Here is a 17,689-nt window from a genome sequence, read left to right on the forward strand (position 1 = left end):
CATACCGATCGAAAGGCGCAGCCATGACCAAGCCCATGCCCGACAAGCCCACGGTGGACGGACTCGAGCAGGTCTGGGGACCGGTCTGGGAAGCGCAGGGCACCTACCGCTTCGACCGCGACGCCGCCGGACACCGCGACGCCGTGTACTCGATCGACACCCCGCCCCCCACCGCCTCGGGCTCCCTGCACATCGGCCACGTGTTCTCGTACACGCACACCGACCTCAAGGCCCGGTTCGAGCGCATGCGCGGCAAGCACGTCTTCTACCCGATGGGCTGGGACGACAACGGTCTCCCCACCGAGCGCCGCGTGCAGAACTACTACGGCGTCCGCTGCGACCCGTCGCTCCCCTACGACCCCGACTTCACGCCGCCGTTCGAGGGCGGCGACGGCAAGTCGAGCAAGGCCGCCGACCAGCTGCCGATCTCGCGGCGCAACTTCATCGAGCTGTGCGACCAGCTGACCGTGCAGGACGAGCAGCAGTTCGAGGAGCTCTTCCGCACACTCGGCCTGTCCGTCGACTGGACGCAGTCGTACCGCACGATCGACGCCACCTCCCGCGCGAGCGCCCAGCGGGCGTTCCTGCGCAACCTCGAGCGCGGCGAGGCCTACCAGGCCGACGCCCCGACGCTCTGGGACGTCACGTTCCGGACCGCGGTCGCCCAGGCTGAGCTCGAGGACAAGGACATGCCGGGCGCCTACCACGGCATCGCGTTCCACCGAACGGACGGCCAGGGCGACGTCGTCATCCAGACCACCCGTCCCGAGCTGCTCCCGGCGTGCGTGGCCCTGGTCGCACACCCGGACGACGAGCGCTTCCAGGACCTGTTCGGCACCACCGTCCGCTCCCCCCTGTTCGACGTCGAGGTCCCGGTGCTCGCACACCACCTGGCCCAGAAGGACAAGGGCGCCGGCATCGCGATGGTCTGCACCTTCGGTGACACGACCGACGTCGTCTGGTGGCGCGAGCTGCAGCTGCCGAACCGCGCGGTGATCGGGTTCGACGGGCGCGTGCGCTCCGACGCGCCGACGTGGATCGAGTCGTCGCGCGGCCAGGAGCTGTACGCCGAGATGGCCGGCAAGACCGTGTTCTCCGCCAAGAAGGTCGTCGTGGACGCCCTGACCGAGTCCGGTGAACTGGTGGGCGACGTGAAGACCATCCAGCACCCGGTGAAGTTCTTCGAGAAGGGCGACAAGCCGCTCGAGATCGTCTCGACCCGCCAGTGGTACATCGTCAACGGTGCCCGCGACGAACAGCTCAAGGCCACCCTGCGCCAGCGCGGCCAGGAGATCGGCTTCCACCCCGACTTCATGCGCGTCCGCTACGACAACTGGGTCGGCGGCCTGTCCGGCGACTGGCTCATCTCGCGCCAGCGCTTCTTCGGTGTGCCGATCCCGGTCTGGTACCCGCTCGACGCCGACGGCAACCCGGTGTTCGACCAGCCGATCGTCCCGACCGAGGCGCAGCTCCCCGTCGACCCGTCGTCCGAGCCGGCACCGGGGTACTCCGCCGACCAGCGCGGCGTCCCCGGTGGCTTCCAGGGCGAGCTCGACGTCATGGACACCTGGGCCACCTCGTCGTTGACCCCCCAGCTGGCGGGCAAGTGGGAGACCGACCCGGAGCTCTACGGCCTGGTCTACCCGTACGACGTCCGCCCGCAGGCGCAGGACATCATCCGCACGTGGCTGTTCACCACCGTGCTCCGCAGCCAGCTCGAAGCGACGCAAGTGCCGTGGAAGCACGCCAGCATCTCCGGCTTCATCGTCGACCCCGACCGCAAGAAGATGTCGAAGTCGAAGGGCAACGTCGTCACGCCGATGTCGGTCCTCGAGCAGCACGGTGCCGACGCGGTCCGCTACTGGGCGGCATCGTCCAAGCTGGGCACCGACGCGGCGTTCGACCCGCAGAACCCGAAGCAGATCAAGGTCGGTCGTCGTCTGGCGATCAAGGTGCTCAACGCGGCGAAGTTCGTGCACGGCTTCCCGCTGCCCGAGGGCGCCAGCCGGGTGACCGAGGCGCTCGACGTCGACATGCTCGCGGCGCTCGGGTCGACCATCGACCAGGCCACCGCGGCGTTCGAGGCCTACGACCACGCCCGCGCCCTCGAGGTCACCGAGCGCTTCTTCTGGACGTTCTGCGACGACTACCTCGAGCTCGTCAAGGAGCGCGCCTACGGCACCGCGCCGGACGCGACGCACGAGACCCAGGCGAGTGCGGTCCTGGCGCTGCGCGCTGCGATCGACGCGCTGCTGCGCCTGCTGGCACCGTTCCTCCCGTTCGCCACCGAAGAGGTGTGGGCCTGGACCCACGACACCAGCGTGCACCGCGCGGCGTGGCCGACCGCGGCCGAGCTGCCGGTCGACGCGTCGGAGACCGGCCTGCTCGCCGCCGTCGGCCAGGCGCTCATCGGGATCCGTGGCGCGAAGACCGCCGCCAAGGCCTCGCAGAAGACGCCGGTCACGCGCGCCGTCGTGGCCGCGCCGGCCCAGACGCGGCAACTCGTCGAGCGCGCCGCGGTCGACCTGGCGGCCGTCGGCCGGATCCAGGACCTGTCGTTCGTCGACGGCCCGGAGCTCGCGGTCGTCGAGATCGAGCTGGCCGAGCAGCCGGCCTAGTCCCACCCGCCCCGCCGGCACGATCCGGCGGGGCGTCACCCCACACGGCCAGGAGGCTCGGATGCAGTTGGGCACACGATGGAACGTCGGTGCCGTGGCACCGTCACGGCTCGACGAGGCCCTGGTGGTCGCGGTGCGACAGGTCGAGGACGAGCTGTCCGCCGAGTCGGTCGACACGGCGGCGTGGGGCTGGACGCTGACCTACCTCGAGGGCAAGCCGCGCGTCGAGCTCGACGACGGCACGTCGATCCACCTCGACGACGCCGGCCGCGCCCAGGTGACGAACCCGGACGACGCGGCCGAAGAGGACTGACCGCTCGGTCCGCCCCGCCCCTGCTGCGCACCCCGGTCCTGTCGTACACTGGAGAACCACCGTTCCCGGCACGGGTGTGGTGGGGACGAGCAGAAGGGGACGGACGATGGCAGCGGGAACGGTCACACCGGACACCCGGGCGCACATCGTCGACGTCGCCGACGAGCTCTTCTACGCCCGGGGCATCCAGACCGTCGGGATGGACGAGATCCGCACCGGGGCAGGGGTCTCGCTCAAGAAGCTGTACGCGGCGTTCCCGGGCAAGGACCAGCTGATCGCCGCGGTGCTGACCGGGCGGCACGAGTTCTGGGAGCACGGCATCGCCCAGGCGGTCGACGCGGCCACCACTCCGCGGGACAAGCTGCTGGCGATGTACGACTTCCTCGAGTCGTGGTTCGGTGACGACACCTTCCGAGGCTGCGGGTTCATCAACGCGTTCGGTGAGCTCGGCGCGACCTCGCCGGCGGTCGCCGCCATCGCGCGCGACCACAAGGAGTCCTTCCAGCGCTTCGTCGCCGGGCTGACGTCACAGGCGGTGGACGACCCTTCGCTGGCCGAGGAGCTCGCCGCGCAGCTGGCCCTGCTGGCCGAGGGCGCGCAGACCACCGCCGCGATCGCCGGGGACACCGCGCCCGCTCGGCACGCCCGCCGAGCGGCGGCGACGCTGATCGACGCCGCGACGCGGTAGCGCCCGTCCCCGCTGCCGCTGCCAGGGCGGCGTCCTAGGGTGGTGTGATGACGACGCCGTTCGATGCACCGAGCACGCTCCCGTACGCACTCCCCCCGTTCGACCAGGTCCGGCTCGAGCACCACCGCCCGGCGTTCGACGCCGGCATGGCCGAGCAGCGGGCCGAGGTCGAGGCGATCGCCACGAACCCGGACGCCCCGACCTTCGAGAACACCCTCGTGGCGCTCGAACGCTCCGGCCAGCTGTTGACCCGGGTGAGCATGGTGTTCTTCACCCTGTCCTCGGCGGACTCGACGCCCGAGCTCCACGACCTCGAGGCCGAGGTCTCCCCGCTGCTGGCCGCCCACCGCGACGCGATCACGCTCGACTCCCGCCTGTACGCGCGCGTCCGGGCGGTGCTCGACGGCGCGGCCGAGGCGGGGCTCACGGGCGAGGACCTCCGGCTGGTCGAGCGCACCGCCACCGAGATGACGCTGGCGGGCGCCGGGCTGGACGACGCGGGCAAGGAGCGCCTCACCGCGATCAACCAGGAGCTCTCGACACTGACCACCACGTTCGAACGCAACCTGCTCGACGAGACGAACGACCTGGCCGTGCACGTCACGGACGAGCGGGAGCTGGTCGGGCTCGACGACGGTGCCAAGTCCGCCGCGGCCGGTGCCGCCACGGACCGCGGGCTCGAGGGCTGGCTCATCACGCTGCCGCTCTACACGGGACACCCGTGGTTGTCGTCCCTGGCCGACCGGGGACTGCGCGAGCGGATCATGCGCGCGTCGCTGTCCCGCGGCCGCCGCGGCAACGAGCACGACAACCGCGACGTGCTCCTGCGCATCGTCCGGCTGCGTGCCGAGCGCGCCGAACTGCTCGGGTTCCCGAACCACGCCGCCGTCGTCACCGCGGACGAGACCGCCAAGACCCCCGAGGCGGTCGACGGTCTGCTGTCGTCCCTGGTGCCGGCAGCAGCCGCGAATGCCGACGACGAGCGCGCGGTCCGGTCCCGCACCGTCGGGTACGACGTCGAGTCATGGGACTGGGCCTACGCGACCGAGATCCTGCGCGGGGAGCAGTTCGCGGCAGACGCCTCGGCCACTCGCCCCTACCTCGAGGCCGACCGGGTGCTGCACGACGGGGTGTTCTTCGCCGCCAATGCGCTCTACGGGCTGAAGTTCGCCGAGCGCCCGGACCTGCACGGGTACAACGACGAGGTCCGCGTGTTCGAGGTCACCGACGAAGAGGACGCCCCGGTCGGCCTGTACCTGCTCGACCTGTACACGCGGGACGGCAAGCGCGGTGGCGCGTGGATGAACCCGATCGTCGAGCAGTCCGCCCTGATGGGGACGCTGCCGGTCGTCGTGAACAACCTCAATGTTGCCAAGCCCGCAGCGGGCTCGACGACGCTGTTGATCCAGGACGAGGTCGAGACGCTGTTCCACGAGTTCGGGCACGCGCTGCACGGTCTCATCGCCCGCACCACGTACCCGCGGTTCTCCGGCACGAACGTCGAGCGGGACTTCGTCGAGTTCCCGAGCCAGGTGAACGAGATGTGGGTGTCGTGGCCCGAGGTGCTCGCGAACTACGCCAAGCACCACGAGACCGGTGCGTCGATGCCGCCCGAGCTCGTCCTCGGTCTGAGCGACTCCGCGGGCTTCAACGAGGGGTTCTCCACCACGGAGTACCTCGCCGCGGCGCTGCTCGACCAGGCCTGGCACCGGTTGTCGAAGGCCGGAGCCGATGCGGTCACCGACGTCGAGGCGTTCGAACGCCAGGCGCTGGCCGACGCGGGCATCGACGTCGTCGCCGTCCCGCCGCGCTACTCGTCGACGTACTTCGCCCACACGTTCTCGGGCGGCTACGACGCCGGCTACTACGGCTACATCTGGAGCGAGGTCCTGGACGCCGACACGGTGGAGTGGTTCCGCGACCACGGCGGACTCGACCGGGCCGCCGGGCGTCGCTTCGCCACGATGGTGCTCGGCGTCGGCGGCGCGCAGGACCCGATCGAGGCCTTCCGCGGGTTCCGCGGGCGCGACGCCGAGGTCGGACCGCTGCTGCGCCGCCGCGGGCTGGAGTAAGCCCCTAGAACCTTCAATATTCATACACCCATTGACTGCGTTTCCGACGCCATCACAGCTGCTATAACTTCCCCGACCCTCGTTCCTGGAGACGAAAGGTGCTTCGTGAGGTGCAGGCGGTCCAGCAGGCGCCTGCCTGCGCCTGCAACGTACCCCAGCGCAGAAGACTCCATATGATGAGGAACGGCTAAGAAGCCCACCGGCTCAACCAAGTCACCTAAGAAAGACTTCCAGTCAGACAAGCTAGGTTCAGTGGCCTTATAACGCCATGTATCGCTCTTTCCGCACGTCACCTGGCCGACATAAAACCATCGAGTCTCACGAGGAAACCCGAACAATAGCTCGGCAACAATATCAACGTCCTCATCTTTGGCTCCGACGCGATGGTGAACGCCCCGGGACGTCGTAGCAATACCGAGCCGACGACCAAGTTCAGCAAGCGTTTGGTCAAAGTTTGAGGACGTACGTGCTATTTCTCCTAGCGACTCAGCACGCAATCCTGCTGATTGTAACGCCTCGGTCACCAGAATTTCAAATAAGTTTTCTACTTCATTCGGGCGACTTAACGAGAACGCATGGGAGATAGTTACAGCGAGAAGTCCAACATACGCATACTGGGTTGGATCAATGCCTGGCTTGAGTCGCAGAGTAGCGGCCGCGACGTCGAACGGGTAGAGATCGTCCAGTTCACTCGCGCGATCCTGCAGACAAGACCAAGCATCCTCGGCGATACGCTCGAAAGTCCATTCTTCATCTTCGTCTCTCGAAGGATCAAAAACTATCTCTTTTTTCTGAGACGCGAGATCTTCGATTAGGTCTTCGAGCGTCGCTCGCCTAACAGTTCCACCCTTCAGCGCCAACAGCTCGCCGTAGTCAGCAAAGAACGACGCCCGCTCCATCGAGCCATACCGTTCAGAGTCTGGTTCAATCGTCACCGTCAAGCCGATCTCTCAGAATAACCAGCAACGAACGCGCGCTACTACTAAGACTCTGAGCGGTAGAGACAACCTCCGGCGTTACCTCGAAAGAGTCGACGCCTGCGATAATGATCTCGATCGCCTTAGCCTGATTCGCCAGGCGACTCGACAAGGACTCCCGGTCGACCACCTGGTAAGCCAAGCCAATATCATCGGTTGCCACCAGCGTCGCCCTAGCCGCGTCACTTGCTAGGACTCGTCCATACCGCGTGGCGTCCCGCGAATCCCTGAGAACTGGCCGAGTAGCACCATCTCGGGGGACAAGGTCACTAATAACCCGTGCTAGCGCTGCCACGTCCACTGTTCCTAGGGTTCGTTGAATACCCTCGTACGTAAGTGAATCTTCGATTCGAAGATAGGAGCGCACTTCAAGGCTGTTCAAGAGGCGGTTCCAGACCCCGAAGCGCTCACGTAAGACGTAATTCGCTTGATCCCTGAGCGTCGTTTCTTCTTGCGCGTAGCGTAAGATGCGCAATGCAAGATAGGGCCCACGCACCCCGAGAGCGTTGGTTCCGACCCGCTTCCCGACGTCCTTGAAGGGAGCCTTGGAGCCTTCCGATACCGCCCGGCTGATCTCGGCTTCAAGATATCTCGCTTTGGCCTCCGGACTCCAGGTCTTCAAGCCCCCGATGTGCCGGAAACCCAGGAACTTCCGTACCTCTTCCTCGGACGAAACGACGAGACAAGGAACTGAGCGGAGCGCGTTCAGACTAGCGACTGTCGGTGCCTCTTCGAAGTCGAAACTTAAGTCCGCTTCCCGAGCCGCAGGCAGCTGCAAGAGCAAGCTCAATGTGGCAAATCGACGGTTCCCCTCGACCACGAGAGTCGGCATTCCGGCGGCTCGCATGACAACCAGAGGTTCATGTTCGAAAAACCCATTCGTGACCATCGATGACGCGAGCTCTTCCAGAGCACCTTGCTCCACCAGCCACGCAAGTAACTGAGGCTGCGATGAGCCGACCAAGTCCTCCGGTAGTCGGGGGTTATTTGGATCGAGATTCAACTCATCGACAGGAATGTACTCAATTTTCCCCGCGGTAGGACCATCCGCATCGTTTTGGCTCACGCTGATACCGCCCATTCCTCGTCGTTCGTACTCAGCATGCGAGCACCCGGTCCCTTACCTTCCCCTGCATGCGCCGACTTTGGTCCGACTAAAGGGAGATAGACCTCAGCGACGGGCGCGACAGGTAAAGGCCGGTGAGTCACAGCGGAGTCTCGAGAAACAGATAGCTCAAGTTGCCCCTGGCGACCTGGCAAGGAAAGAGCATGAAGGAGTTGCCGTCCTAGATGTTCAGCAAGGAGCGATGGCGTCGCGTTACCGATTTGACGGGTTGCGGCTCTATAGTCCCCCTCGAGCTTCCAATCCTTGGGCAGAGTCTGCAGCCGCAGCTGCTCTTCAACCGCCAAGGGCCTGTTCTCCCAATGAAATGGGCCGGTAGAAGGCCCTGGCGAGGCGGAGAGTGTCCATGACGGTAAATCTCTGGCAAGTTTCAGAAGGAAATTCCAGTACCGAGTCCGGTAGCCGAAAATCTCGGGCCCTTCACCTCGACTCGTCAGCCAGAGATAGTTCTTTCCTTCCGGGATCGACGGAAGGAGACTTGCCCATTTGCCGGCCGCGATAGGGACTTCTTTAGGCGTTACGTCGCTGAGTGCCTCAAAGGCCGTTATCGGCCTGTCTCCATGTGTTGGCTCGGGCCAATCAAAGGTAACATCGTCTCGCAAGATCACAATAATGACGCGACGCCGATTCTGAGGAACGCCAAAGTCGGCAGCATTCAGGAGGCGCCAGTTCACTGAGTAAGTCACCGCGTTGGACTGACTAATTTTAAGCATCGCCTGCTTCAAATAGTCTAAAGCGGAGTGCTGGCCTTGAACAAAGCCGAGCACGTTTTCCATCAGAACAGCTCGAGGAAGGAACTTATCAATGAGTTCGATAGTGGCGTCGACTGTTTTAGCTCGCGGGTCCCTCATGCCTTTTCTGCCACTGGCTGCCCACTGCGCGGCAGCTGAGAACGGCTGACAGGGCGGTCCGCCACAAATAAGCGCAAGGTCGCCCCTGTTTAGTCCCAAGTCCTCCGGCGTGAGCGACGCTGCCACTTCGATAACGTCGCCTCGTTTGCCAAGGAGATTCGCACCGGGGCGATTGAGAAGGAGCGACTTCCGAGCCACCACATCCTTCTCAACCGCGCCAATGATGCGAAATCCCGCCGCCTCTAGGCCAACGTCCATGCCCCCTGCCCCGCTGAAAAGCGAGAGCGCTGTCATCTGACCCTTCTTCACAGCTACCTAGGCTACGCCGACTTCTCGATGCGCTTGGCCTGCTGACGCGGGACGATCGTCGGCGCAGCGTTCTCGAGGACCGATGCACGGGTGACCACCACGCGGGCGACGTCGTCGTCCGAGGGCACGTCGAACATGATCGGGCCGAGCACTTCTTCCATGATCGCGCGGAGTCCGCGTGCCCCGGTCTGACGCAGCACCGCGAGATCGGCGATCGCCTCGAGCGCCCCCTGGTCGAAGTCGAGCTCGACGCCGTCGATCTGGAACATGCGCTGGTACTGACGGACCAGGGCGTTCTTCGGCTTGGTCAGGATCTCCATGAGCGCTGCCTGGTCGAGCTGCGACACGGTCGTGACGACGGGCAGGCGACCGATGAACTCGGGGATGAGCCCGAACTTGTGGAGGTCCTCGGGCAGGACCTCGGCGTACAGGTCCTGGTGGTCGAGCGAGCTGTGCAGCTGCGCGCCGAAGCCGATGCCACGCTTGCCGACGCGCGAGGACACGATCTCCTCGAGGCCGGCGAAGGCCCCGGCCACGATGAACAGGACGTTCGTCGTGTCGATCTGGATGAACTCCTGGTGCGGGTGCTTGCGTCCGCCCTGCGGCGGGACGGAGGCGACCGTGCCCTCGAGGATCTTGAGCAGCGCCTGCTGCACGCCCTCGCCCGAGACGTCGCGCGTGATCGAGGGGTTCTCGGCCTTGCGCGCGATCTTGTCGACCTCGTCGATGTAGATGATGCCGGTTTCGGCGCGCTTGACGTCGTAGTCGGCGGCCTGGATCAGCTTCAGCAGGATGTTCTCGACGTCTTCGCCGACGTAGCCCGCCTCGGTCAGGGCCGTGGCGTCGGCGACCGCGAACGGCACGTTGAGGCGCTTGGCCAGGGTCTGCGCCAGGTAGGTCTTGCCGCAGCCCGTCGGACCGATGAGCAGGATGTTGCTCTTGGCGATCTCGACGTCGTCGCGGTCTTCGGCCGCGGTGATCGTGCCCTGGGCGCGGATGCGCTTGTAGTGGTTGTAGACGGCGACCGCCAGGGCCCGCTTGGCCGGGTCCTGCCCGATGACGTACTCCTGCAGGAAGTCGAAGATCTCACGCGGCTTCGGGAGCTCGAACTCGCCGCTGCCGGACTCGTCGCTGGCTTCGGCCAGGCGCTCTTCGATGATCTCGTTGCAGAGCTCGACGCACTCGTCACAGATGTAGACGCCGGGACCGGCGATCAGCTGCTGTACCTGCTTCTGGCTCTTGCCACAGAAGGAGCACTTGAGGAGGTCTGCGCTCTCTCCGATGCGTGCCATGCTCGCAGCCTTCCCTGGTCGACGTGCACCGATGCGCCGGTGCACGAGGTCGTCGTGGATCCGAGCCTAACCGCATCCGACGACAGTCACGGCGACGCCGAGCGCGTTTCCACGGGCGCGTTCGCCCTGGGCGTTGCGCCCTGCTACGTTGTGACCACGAGTTCTACAAGTTGTAGAGCAGCGCGCCCGTCCACCACCGGTACGTGCCCAGTCCCACCGTGAGAGGATCCACCCCATGCAGAAGCGCCTCGCCGTCGGCAGCGCAGCGACCGTCGCGGTCGCCGCAGCCATCGTCCTCGGCACCGCCGCCTCCGCCAGTGCCCACGTCGAGGCGACGAGCACCAGCACCGCTGCGAACTCCTACACGACGGCCACGTTCTCGGTCCCGCACGGCTGCGACGGCTCCCCCACGACCAAGCTGCAGTTCCACGTGCCGTCCTCGGTGATCGAGGTCACACCGACGGTGAACCCGAACTGGGACATCACGAAGACGACCGAGCCCTACACGAGCGCGTCCGCCGCCTCGGACGACGAGTCCACCGCGGACGCCGGCGAACGGGTCATCAGCGTCACGTACACGGCGAAGACCCCGCTCCCCGCCGACGAGCGCGACACGTTCTCGCTGTCGTTCTCATTGCCGGACGGCAAGGCGGGCGACGTCGTCTCGCTGCCCGTCACCCAGACCTGCGAGCAGGGCTCGACCGAGTGGGACCAGGCGCAGAAGGCCGGTCAGGCGGAGCCCGAGCACCCGGCGCCCTCGATCACGCTGACGGCAGCCTCGGCCAGCACCGACGGTGACGACGACGCGGCTGCCGCCACCGACGACGACGCGCCCACGGCGGCCGCTGCCTCGTCCTCGACGACCGGCGCCTCGGCCTCCGAGCCCGACCTGGTCGGCCGGTTCCTCGGCCTCGGCGGTCTGGTGCTCGGCGCAGCCGGACTGGTCGTGGCGGTCGCCGCCACCAGACGCCGCAGCACCAAGTGACGCGGTCGTCGACCCGGCGCGCGCCGGCCAGCAGGCTCCTGGCGGGCGCCGCCACGGTCCTCCTGGCCGTCGGTGGAGCGGTCTTCGGGCTCGCCGGTCCGGCGAACGCGCACAACTACCTGATCGCGTCGACGCCCGCGGTCGACGGCACCCTGACGTCCCTGCCGAAGGCGTTCGAGATCACCACGAACGACAAGCTGCTCGACATCGGCGGGACCGGCTCGGGGTTCGCGTTCCGCGTCGTCGGCCCGGACGGCCGCTACCACGAGGACGGCTGCGTCGCGATCGACGGCCCCTCGATGACCACGACGGCCTCACTCGGCGCATCGGGGAAGTACCAGGTCGAGTGGCAGATCGTCTCCGCGGACGGGCACACCGTCTCGGACGAGTACGCCTTCACGTGGAAGGCCCCGACCGGGTTCACCCCCGCGGCAGGCTCGGCGAAGCCGCCGGCCTGCGCGTCTGCGGGGTCGTCGTCGGACACCACGACCGGGACCGCGTCGGGCAGCGGGGACTCCTCGGCGTCCGACGCGCTGTTCATCGGCGCCGGTGGACTCGTGCTCGTCGCCGCGGTCGTCGCCGTGCTGCTGCTGGTCCGGCGCCGCCCCGCGCCCGCGGCGGACCCCGACGACACCGAGGACTGACGCGGCCCGCCGGCCAGCCGGCCAGCCGGCCACCCGGCCGGCCCGGGCTGTCCCTGGTCACCTCGCCGAGGTTCCACGACTTGCCGCTCAGGTTCCGCGAGGTGCGACAAGCCAACCGTGACCGAGCTCGAGATGCCGTAATTGGGGAACCTCGGTGGGCTGGCGGCACGAGCAGCCCCCAGGACGATCGCGACGCACGACGAAGGGCCCCGCACCGGTCGGTGCGGGGCCCTTCGTCGTTGCTGCTAGCGGGCGAGCGCGGGGAGGTTCTTCCGGCTCGTCAGCACCTGGTCGATCAGGCCGTACTCGACGGCTTCGGCCGCGGACATGATCTTGTCGCGCTCGATGTCGTGGTTGACCTGTTCGGCGGTCTTGTTGGAGTGCTTCGACAGCGTCTCCTCGAGCCAGGTGCGCATGCGGAGGATCTCCGCCGCCTGGATCTCGATGTCGGACGCCTGACCGCCACCCTGCTGGACCGCAGGCTGGTGGATGAGCACGCGGGCGTTCGGCAGCGCCAGACGCTTGCCGGGCGTTCCACCGGCGAGCAGCACCGACGCGGCCGAGGCGGCCTGCCCGAGGCAGACCGTCTGGATCTGCGGACGGATGTACTGCATCGTGTCGTAGATCGCCGTCATCGCGGTGAACGAGCCACCGGGCGAGTTGATGTACATCACGATGTCGCGGTCGGGGTCCATCGACTCGAGCACGAGCAGCTGGGCCATGACGTCGTCAGCCGACGCGTCGTCGACCTGGACGCCGAGGAACACGATGCGGTCCTCAAACAGCTTCGCGTACGGGTCCTGCCGCTTGTAGCCGTAGGCCGTGCGCTCTTCGAAGCTCGGGAGGATGTACCGATCGGAGGGAGCCGGGACGTTCTGCGCGCCACCGAGCATGGGGAGATGCATTCTCGTTTCCTTTTCTTCGGTGGGGGTCAGGACTGGGCGTCGGGGTCGGCTGCCGCGGTGGGCGTCTCGCCGTCGGCGACCGTGCCACCACCGCCCACGACCTCGGACGCGGATGCGCGCAGGTGGTCGACGAACCCGTAGTCCAGCGCTTCCTGCGCCGAGAACCAGTTGTCGCGGTCGTTGTCCAGGAGGACCTGCTCGATGGACTTGCCGGTCTGCTCGGCGGTCAGCTCGGCCATGCGCTGCTTCATGTCGAGGATGACCTTCGCCTGCGTCTGGATGTCCGCGGCGGTGCCGCCGAAGCCACCGGACGGCTGGTGCAGGAGCACACGGGCGTTCGGGGTGATGTAGCGCTTGCCGGGCGTGCCCGACGAGAGCAGAAACTGCCCCATCGAGGCGGCGAGGCCGATGCCCACGGTGACGATGTCGTTCGGCACGAACTGCATCGTGTCGTAGATCGCCATGCCCGCGGTGATCGAACCACCGGGCGAGTTGATGTAGAGGTAGATGTCCTTCTCAGGGTCCTCGGCGGCGAGCAGCAGCAGCTTGGCTGCGATCTCGTTCGAGTTGTCGTCGCGGACCTCGGAGCCGAGCCACACGATCCGGTCTCTCAGAAGGCGGTCAAAAACACTGGGGTTCAGTGTTGCTTCGGCCATGGAAAAGCTCCCGTTCAGTTGTCGCTTGATGTCGAACTTATCGGTTGCAACGCACCACTTCGCGCCTGTTCGCTGTCGGCAATGCGGGCGGCCGGAAACCCGGCCACGAACAGACAGGAGGCACGGTGCCAGCTGGCACCGTGCCTCCTGTTCGTGACGCGGTCGCGTCGACTGCCGGACTACTCGGCGTCGGCCGTGGCCGGCTCCTGTGCGACACCCGCGGTGAACGCGGACAGGTCGACGTCGCCGCCGTTGCTGTCCTTGACGGTCACCTTGCTGAGGACCGTGGCGACGGCCTTGGAACGGGCGACTTCGCCGACCATGCCGGGGATCTGGCCGTTCTGGTCGATCACCTTGATGAACTCGCCGGGCTCCATGCCGTACTGCGCGGCGGCCTGGATCAGGTACTGCGTGAGCTCTTCCTGCGAGACCTGGATCGACTCCTTCTCGGCGATGGAGTCGAGCAGGATCTGCGAGCGGAACGCGGTCTCGCTGGACTCGGCCACTTCCTTGCGGTGCTCGTCGTCCTCGAGCCGGTTCTCCTGCTCGAGGTGACGGTGGACCTCGTCCTCGATCAGCTTCTCGGAGATCGGGATGTTGACGTCCTCGAGCAGCTTCTCGACGAGGGCGTCGCGCGCCGCGGAACCCTGACCGAAGGTCTTGGACTTCGCGATCTGCTCCTTGAGGTCGCCCTTGAGCTCGTCGATGGTGTCGAACTGGCTGGCGATCTGGGCGAACTCGTCGTCGGCCTCGGGGAGCTCGCGCTCCTTGACGGCGGTGACGGTCACGGCGATCTGGGCGGTCTCGCCCTCGCGGTCGCCGCCGACGAGCTTCGACTCGAAGGTGGTGGACTCGCCCGCGGTCAGGGACTCGAGCGCCTCGTCGATGCCCTCGAGCAGGTCGCCCGAGCCGAGCTCGTAGGAGACGCCGGTGGCCGAGTCGACCTCGTCGTCGCCGATGGTGGCGGTCAGGTCGATCTGGGCGAAGTCGCCCTTGGTCGCCGGACGGTCGACCGTGACGAGCGTGCCGAAGCGCGTGCGGAGGTTCTGCAGCTCTTCCTCGATCTCGTCGTCGGAGACCTCGACCGCGTCGACCGTCAGCTCGTAGGAGCTGTAGTCGGGCAGGTCGAACTCGGGACGGACGTCCACCTCGAAGGTGAGGACGAGGTCGCCGGTGAAGTCGTTGACGTTCGGGAGCTCGGAGACGTCGGCCTCGGCACGACCGAGGATGCGCAGTTCCTGCTCGTCGACCGCCTGGCGGTAGAAGGTGTCGATCGCGTCGCCGACGGCGTGGTTCAGGACCTCGCCGCGGCCGACACGCTGGTCGACGATCGCCGGCGGGACCTTGCCCTTGCGGAAGCCGGGGATGTTGATCTGCTCGGCGATGTGCTTGTACGCGTGGTCGATGCTCGGCTTGAGATCTTCCGGCGTCACGTTCACCGTGAGCTTGACGCGGGTCTCGCTCACCTTGTCGACGGTGCTGTTGGCCAAGGGGGGTTCTCCTGATGGTTGTCGGTGATGTGTCCTGGTCGGGGCGACAGGATTCGAACCTGCGACCTCCCGCTCCCAAAGCGGGCGCTCTACCAAGCTGAGCTACGCCCCGTTTGACTGGGCCAGGGTGCTCGCGAACACCGGTAGGGCGCATGCGACGCCGATGAGTCTAGCGGTCCGACGGTGTCCCGTTCCCGGGTGGCTCCTCAGCTGTGGGCAACTGCTGCCGCAGGCGCTGGCGCCACCGGACCCCGACCGCCACCTGCACGGCGAGCGCGGCGACGGCGAGCACGAGCCCGAGGACGATCCGCCACACGTGCAGGAGTGCGTGCACCGGCTGGGTCTGCGGGTCGCCGAACAGATCGGGACGGAGCGAGAGCACCACGGCGGCGAGGAGGACCAGCACGTACGACACGATGCGCGAGCGCCGGATGGTGCGCTGGGCGGACGCGTCCGGTGGGGGCAGGATCATCGAGTGCGGTTCGTCCGGTATGGTTGTCCCGCTGTGCTTCGTGCACGTGCGCGGGGATGTAGCTCAATGGTAGAGCCCCAGTCTTCCAAACTGGCTACGCGGGTTCGATTCCCGTCATCCCCTCCACAGGGCTCTTCCCTTGACAGGGCTCTTCTCTCCACAGGGCCCTCCTCTCCACAGCGCCGTCCTCTCCAGCCAACGCTGACCGGCGACATGTCAGCATGTCCCGCATGGCGCAGCGAACGACCGTCCTCGTGGTGGACGACGACACGAACGTCCTGCTCGGCATCCGGGTGGCGCTCGAGACCGACGGACACCGGGTCGTCACCGCGCCCGACGGCCGCCAGGCACTGACCGCGGTCGTCGGGCACGACCCCGACGCCGTCGTCCTCGACCTGGCGATGCCGTTCCTCGACGGACTCGGCGTCTGCCGGGCCCTCCGTGCGGCGGGCGACGCGGTCCCGGTGATGATGCTCACCGCCCACCACCGCCCGGACGAACGCGTCGACGGGCTCGACGCGGGTGCCGATGACTACCTCGGCAAGCCGTTCGACGTCGACGAGCTCCGCGCCCGTGTCCGCGCACTGGTCCGGCGGGGTGGCGGCACCCGCACGTCGATCGACGACCGGCCGACCTGGGCGGGCGTGACGCTCGACGCCGCCCAGCGCGTCCTGCACACCGCGAGCGGCCCGGTCGACCTCACCCGGTCCGAGTCCGTCGTCGCCGAGCTCCTGTTCCGCGATCCGACGCGGACACGGACGCGCGACGAGCTCGTGGACGCCGTGTGGGACGGCGCCGCTCCCCCGGCGTCCAACGCGCTCGACGTCCTGGTCAGCGCGGTCCGCCGCAAGCTCGTCGCCGCCACCGGCAACCCCGCCATCAAGGCCGTGCGGGGCCTCGGCTACCGGCTCGAACCGTGAGGACCCGGACCGGGTCGCTGCGTCGACGACTCGCAGCGCTCGTCGCCGGGGCGGTCGCGCTGGCCGGGCTGCTCGTCGCGGTGCTCACCGGGTTCGTGGTCACCACGCAGCTGCACGGTGCGCTCGACACCGCGCTGCAGCGCGAGGCCACCCGGGTGCAGCGGCTCCTGCAGACGGACGCCGGCTACACGGGCGACGCGGCGAGCGAGTGCCGGTACGTGGTCGAACCGGCGTGCGCGCGCGAGGTCACCCGGGACGACGCCGTGGGGTCCGGGCGGGGTCCGCTCGTGCTCACGGCGGCGGCGCACCGGGTGGCGACCGGCGAGCGCGCGAGTGCACGGTCGACGCAGGACGGTGTCCGGGTCCTGGTGGTGCCCGTCCGCGACGGTGAGGCCGTGATGGTCGGGCTCCCCCTCGCCCAGACCGAGGTCGCGGTCCGGCGCACGTGGATCGCCCTGGCAGGTGCCGGTGCGCTGTCCATCGTGCTGGCGGCGGTCCTCGGGTACGTGGTGGCGGCCGTGGGGTTGCGCCCGATCCAGTCGCTCGACGCCGCGGTGCGCCGGGTCCGTGACACTGCCGACCCGCACGCCCGGGTCGAGGTGCACCGCAACGACGAGCTCGGACGCCTCGCCGATGCCTTCGACGACATGCTCGCGCGGCTGGCGGCAGCGAGCGACCGGCAGCGGGACTTCGTCGCGGACGCCTCGCACGAGCTCCGCACGCCGCTCACGACGCTCCGGACGAACCTGCAGCTGCTCGGCGGCGACCGTGCGCTCGACCCGGGCACGCAAACGGCGCTCCGCCGGGCCGTGTCCGAGGAGCTCCGCGCGATGCAGCTGACCGTCGACGACCTGTCCGAGCTGGCGCGGGGTGACCGGCACGACGCAGGCTTCCTCGACTCCGAGGACCTCGTCACGGCCCTGCACGAGGTCGCGGACACCACCGCCCGCCGCTGGGACGTCTCCGTCACGGTGCACGCAGCCGACGAAGCGGCACCCGTCGCCAGAGCGCCCGTCGTGATCGCGTCGGGGCGGCTCCGTCGGCTCCTCGACGTCGTCCTGGACAACGCCGGGAAGTACGGCGAGGGCACCCCGGTCGACGTCCGGGTCCGCGTCACGGCGGACACCACGTCGATCGAGGTGACCGACGGCGGCATCGGCATCCCGCCCGAGGACCGGCAGCGCGTCTTCGACCGCTTCCACCGGGCAGCGTCTGCCCGGGGCCGGCACGGCTCGGGACTCGGCCTGGCGATCGCCGCGCAGATCTGCGCGGCGTCGGGCGGGTCCGTCTCCGCGCACGCGGGGCCGTCGGGCACCGGCACGACGATCCGGATCACGCTGCGCAGCGCCGGAGGCCCGACGGCCGACTGACCTC

At 67.7% G+C, this 17,689-nt stretch carries 16 protein-coding genes and 2 tRNA genes; 9 read left to right on the plus strand and 9 right to left on the minus strand.

The annotated features are described in order from the left end of the window. The first annotated feature begins 23 nt into the window (after positions 1-23). The 4 genes from valS to ASG04_RS07115 all read left to right on the plus strand — a co-directional run bounded on the left by valS (position 24) and on the right by ASG04_RS07115 (position 5,691). Entirely contained in the window at positions 24-2,618 is a 2,595-nt protein-coding gene (gene valS, locus ASG04_RS07100; protein ID WP_056121887.1) for a valine--tRNA ligase, read from the plus strand. Positions 2,619-2,679: 61 nt separating this feature from the next. Further along, a complete protein-coding gene (locus tag ASG04_RS07105) occupies positions 2,680-2,931 on the plus strand; it encodes a hypothetical protein (protein WP_082517871.1) in 252 nt (83 codons plus the stop codon). 106 nt (positions 2,932-3,037) lie between these two features. Further along, positions 3,038-3,619, plus strand: a complete 582-nt coding sequence (locus tag ASG04_RS07110) for a TetR/AcrR family transcriptional regulator (RefSeq protein ID WP_056121890.1) — start codon at positions 3,038-3,040, stop codon at positions 3,617-3,619. Between the two features lie 47 nt (positions 3,620-3,666). Next, positions 3,667-5,691, plus strand: coding sequence for a M3 family metallopeptidase (locus ASG04_RS07115; protein ID WP_056121892.1), 2,025 nt, complete (start codon positions 3,667-3,669; stop codon positions 5,689-5,691). A 20-nt stretch (positions 5,692-5,711) separates the two neighbouring features. Here the strand turns inward: ASG04_RS07115 and ASG04_RS17330 are convergent, their stop codons facing one another. From ASG04_RS17330 to clpX, 4 genes are read right to left on the minus strand one after another with little or no spacing between them, the layout of a single operon-like run. Beyond that, positions 5,712-6,626 carry a hypothetical protein gene (locus ASG04_RS17330; RefSeq protein ID WP_156463565.1) on the minus strand — a complete coding sequence of 305 codons (915 nt, stop codon included), beginning with the start codon at positions 6,624-6,626 and terminating at the stop codon, positions 5,712-5,714. Further along, a complete protein-coding gene (locus ASG04_RS17335; RefSeq protein WP_156463566.1) occupies positions 6,616-7,749 on the minus strand; it encodes a hypothetical protein in 1,134 nt (377 codons plus the stop codon). Before ASG04_RS17335 ends, ASG04_RS17330 begins: the two co-directional genes overlap by 11 nt. Continuing rightward, positions 7,731-8,951, minus strand: coding sequence for a DNA cytosine methyltransferase (locus ASG04_RS17060; RefSeq protein WP_082517872.1), 1,221 nt, complete (start codon positions 8,949-8,951; stop codon positions 7,731-7,733). The genes ASG04_RS17335 and ASG04_RS17060 overlap by 19 nt, the downstream gene beginning before the upstream one ends. 11 nt (positions 8,952-8,962) lie before the next feature. Further along, a complete protein-coding gene (gene clpX, locus ASG04_RS07130) occupies positions 8,963-10,243 on the minus strand; it encodes an ATP-dependent Clp protease ATP-binding subunit ClpX (RefSeq protein ID WP_056121900.1) in 1,281 nt (426 codons plus the stop codon). Positions 10,244-10,478: 235 nt separating this feature from the next. Between clpX and ASG04_RS07135 the strand changes: the two genes are divergently transcribed. Together ASG04_RS07135 and ASG04_RS07140 are read left to right on the plus strand one after the other, a co-directional pair. Next, on the plus strand, positions 10,479-11,228 hold the full coding sequence (locus ASG04_RS07135; protein WP_056121902.1) for a YcnI family protein: 750 nt from the start codon (positions 10,479-10,481) through the stop codon (positions 11,226-11,228). Next, on the plus strand, positions 11,225-11,872 hold the full coding sequence (locus ASG04_RS07140; protein WP_056121904.1) for a copper resistance protein CopC: 648 nt from the start codon (positions 11,225-11,227) through the stop codon (positions 11,870-11,872). Before ASG04_RS07135 ends, ASG04_RS07140 begins: the two co-directional genes overlap by 4 nt. A gap of 245 nt (positions 11,873-12,117) precedes the next feature. On the opposite strand, the gene ASG04_RS07145 is transcribed toward ASG04_RS07140, so the two are convergent. The 5 genes from ASG04_RS07145 to ASG04_RS07165 form a co-directional block, all read right to left on the minus strand. After that, the gene (locus ASG04_RS07145) at positions 12,118-12,777 is read right to left on the minus strand and encodes an ATP-dependent Clp protease proteolytic subunit (protein ID WP_056121906.1); all 660 of its coding nucleotides are present in this window, start codon (positions 12,775-12,777) and stop codon (positions 12,118-12,120) included. Between the two features lie 26 nt (positions 12,778-12,803). After that, positions 12,804-13,433, minus strand: a complete 630-nt coding sequence (locus ASG04_RS07150) for an ATP-dependent Clp protease proteolytic subunit (RefSeq protein ID WP_056121908.1) — start codon at positions 13,431-13,433, stop codon at positions 12,804-12,806. A gap of 179 nt (positions 13,434-13,612) precedes the next feature. Beyond that, the gene (tig, locus tag ASG04_RS07155) at positions 13,613-14,923 is read right to left on the minus strand and encodes a trigger factor (RefSeq protein WP_056121910.1); all 1,311 of its coding nucleotides are present in this window, start codon (positions 14,921-14,923) and stop codon (positions 13,613-13,615) included. Between the two features lie 35 nt (positions 14,924-14,958). Next, a tRNA-Pro gene (locus ASG04_RS07160) sits at positions 14,959-15,035 on the minus strand. Between the two features lie 57 nt (positions 15,036-15,092). Further along, entirely contained in the window at positions 15,093-15,395 is a 303-nt protein-coding gene (locus tag ASG04_RS07165; protein ID WP_056121911.1) for a hypothetical protein, read from the minus strand. Between the two features lie 52 nt (positions 15,396-15,447). Between ASG04_RS07165 and ASG04_RS07170 the strand changes: the two genes are divergently transcribed. The 3 genes from ASG04_RS07170 to ASG04_RS07180 all read left to right on the plus strand — a co-directional run bounded on the left by ASG04_RS07170 (position 15,448) and on the right by ASG04_RS07180 (position 17,685). Continuing rightward, positions 15,448-15,521 (plus strand) — tRNA-Gly (locus tag ASG04_RS07170). Between the two features lie 104 nt (positions 15,522-15,625). Then, positions 15,626-16,315 carry a response regulator transcription factor gene (locus ASG04_RS07175; RefSeq protein ID WP_056121913.1) on the plus strand — a complete coding sequence of 230 codons (690 nt, stop codon included), beginning with the start codon at positions 15,626-15,628 and terminating at the stop codon, positions 16,313-16,315. Further along, positions 16,312-17,685: a sensor histidine kinase gene (locus ASG04_RS07180; RefSeq protein ID WP_056121915.1), complete on the plus strand. Its 1,374-nt coding sequence runs from the start codon at positions 16,312-16,314 to the stop codon at positions 17,683-17,685. Before ASG04_RS07175 ends, ASG04_RS07180 begins: the two co-directional genes overlap by 4 nt. Positions 17,686-17,689 lie beyond the last annotated feature (4 nt).

The sequence above is a fragment of the Curtobacterium sp. Leaf183 genome (genome assembly GCF_001424385.1).
GTDB lineage: Bacteria > Actinomycetota > Actinomycetes > Actinomycetales > Microbacteriaceae > Curtobacterium.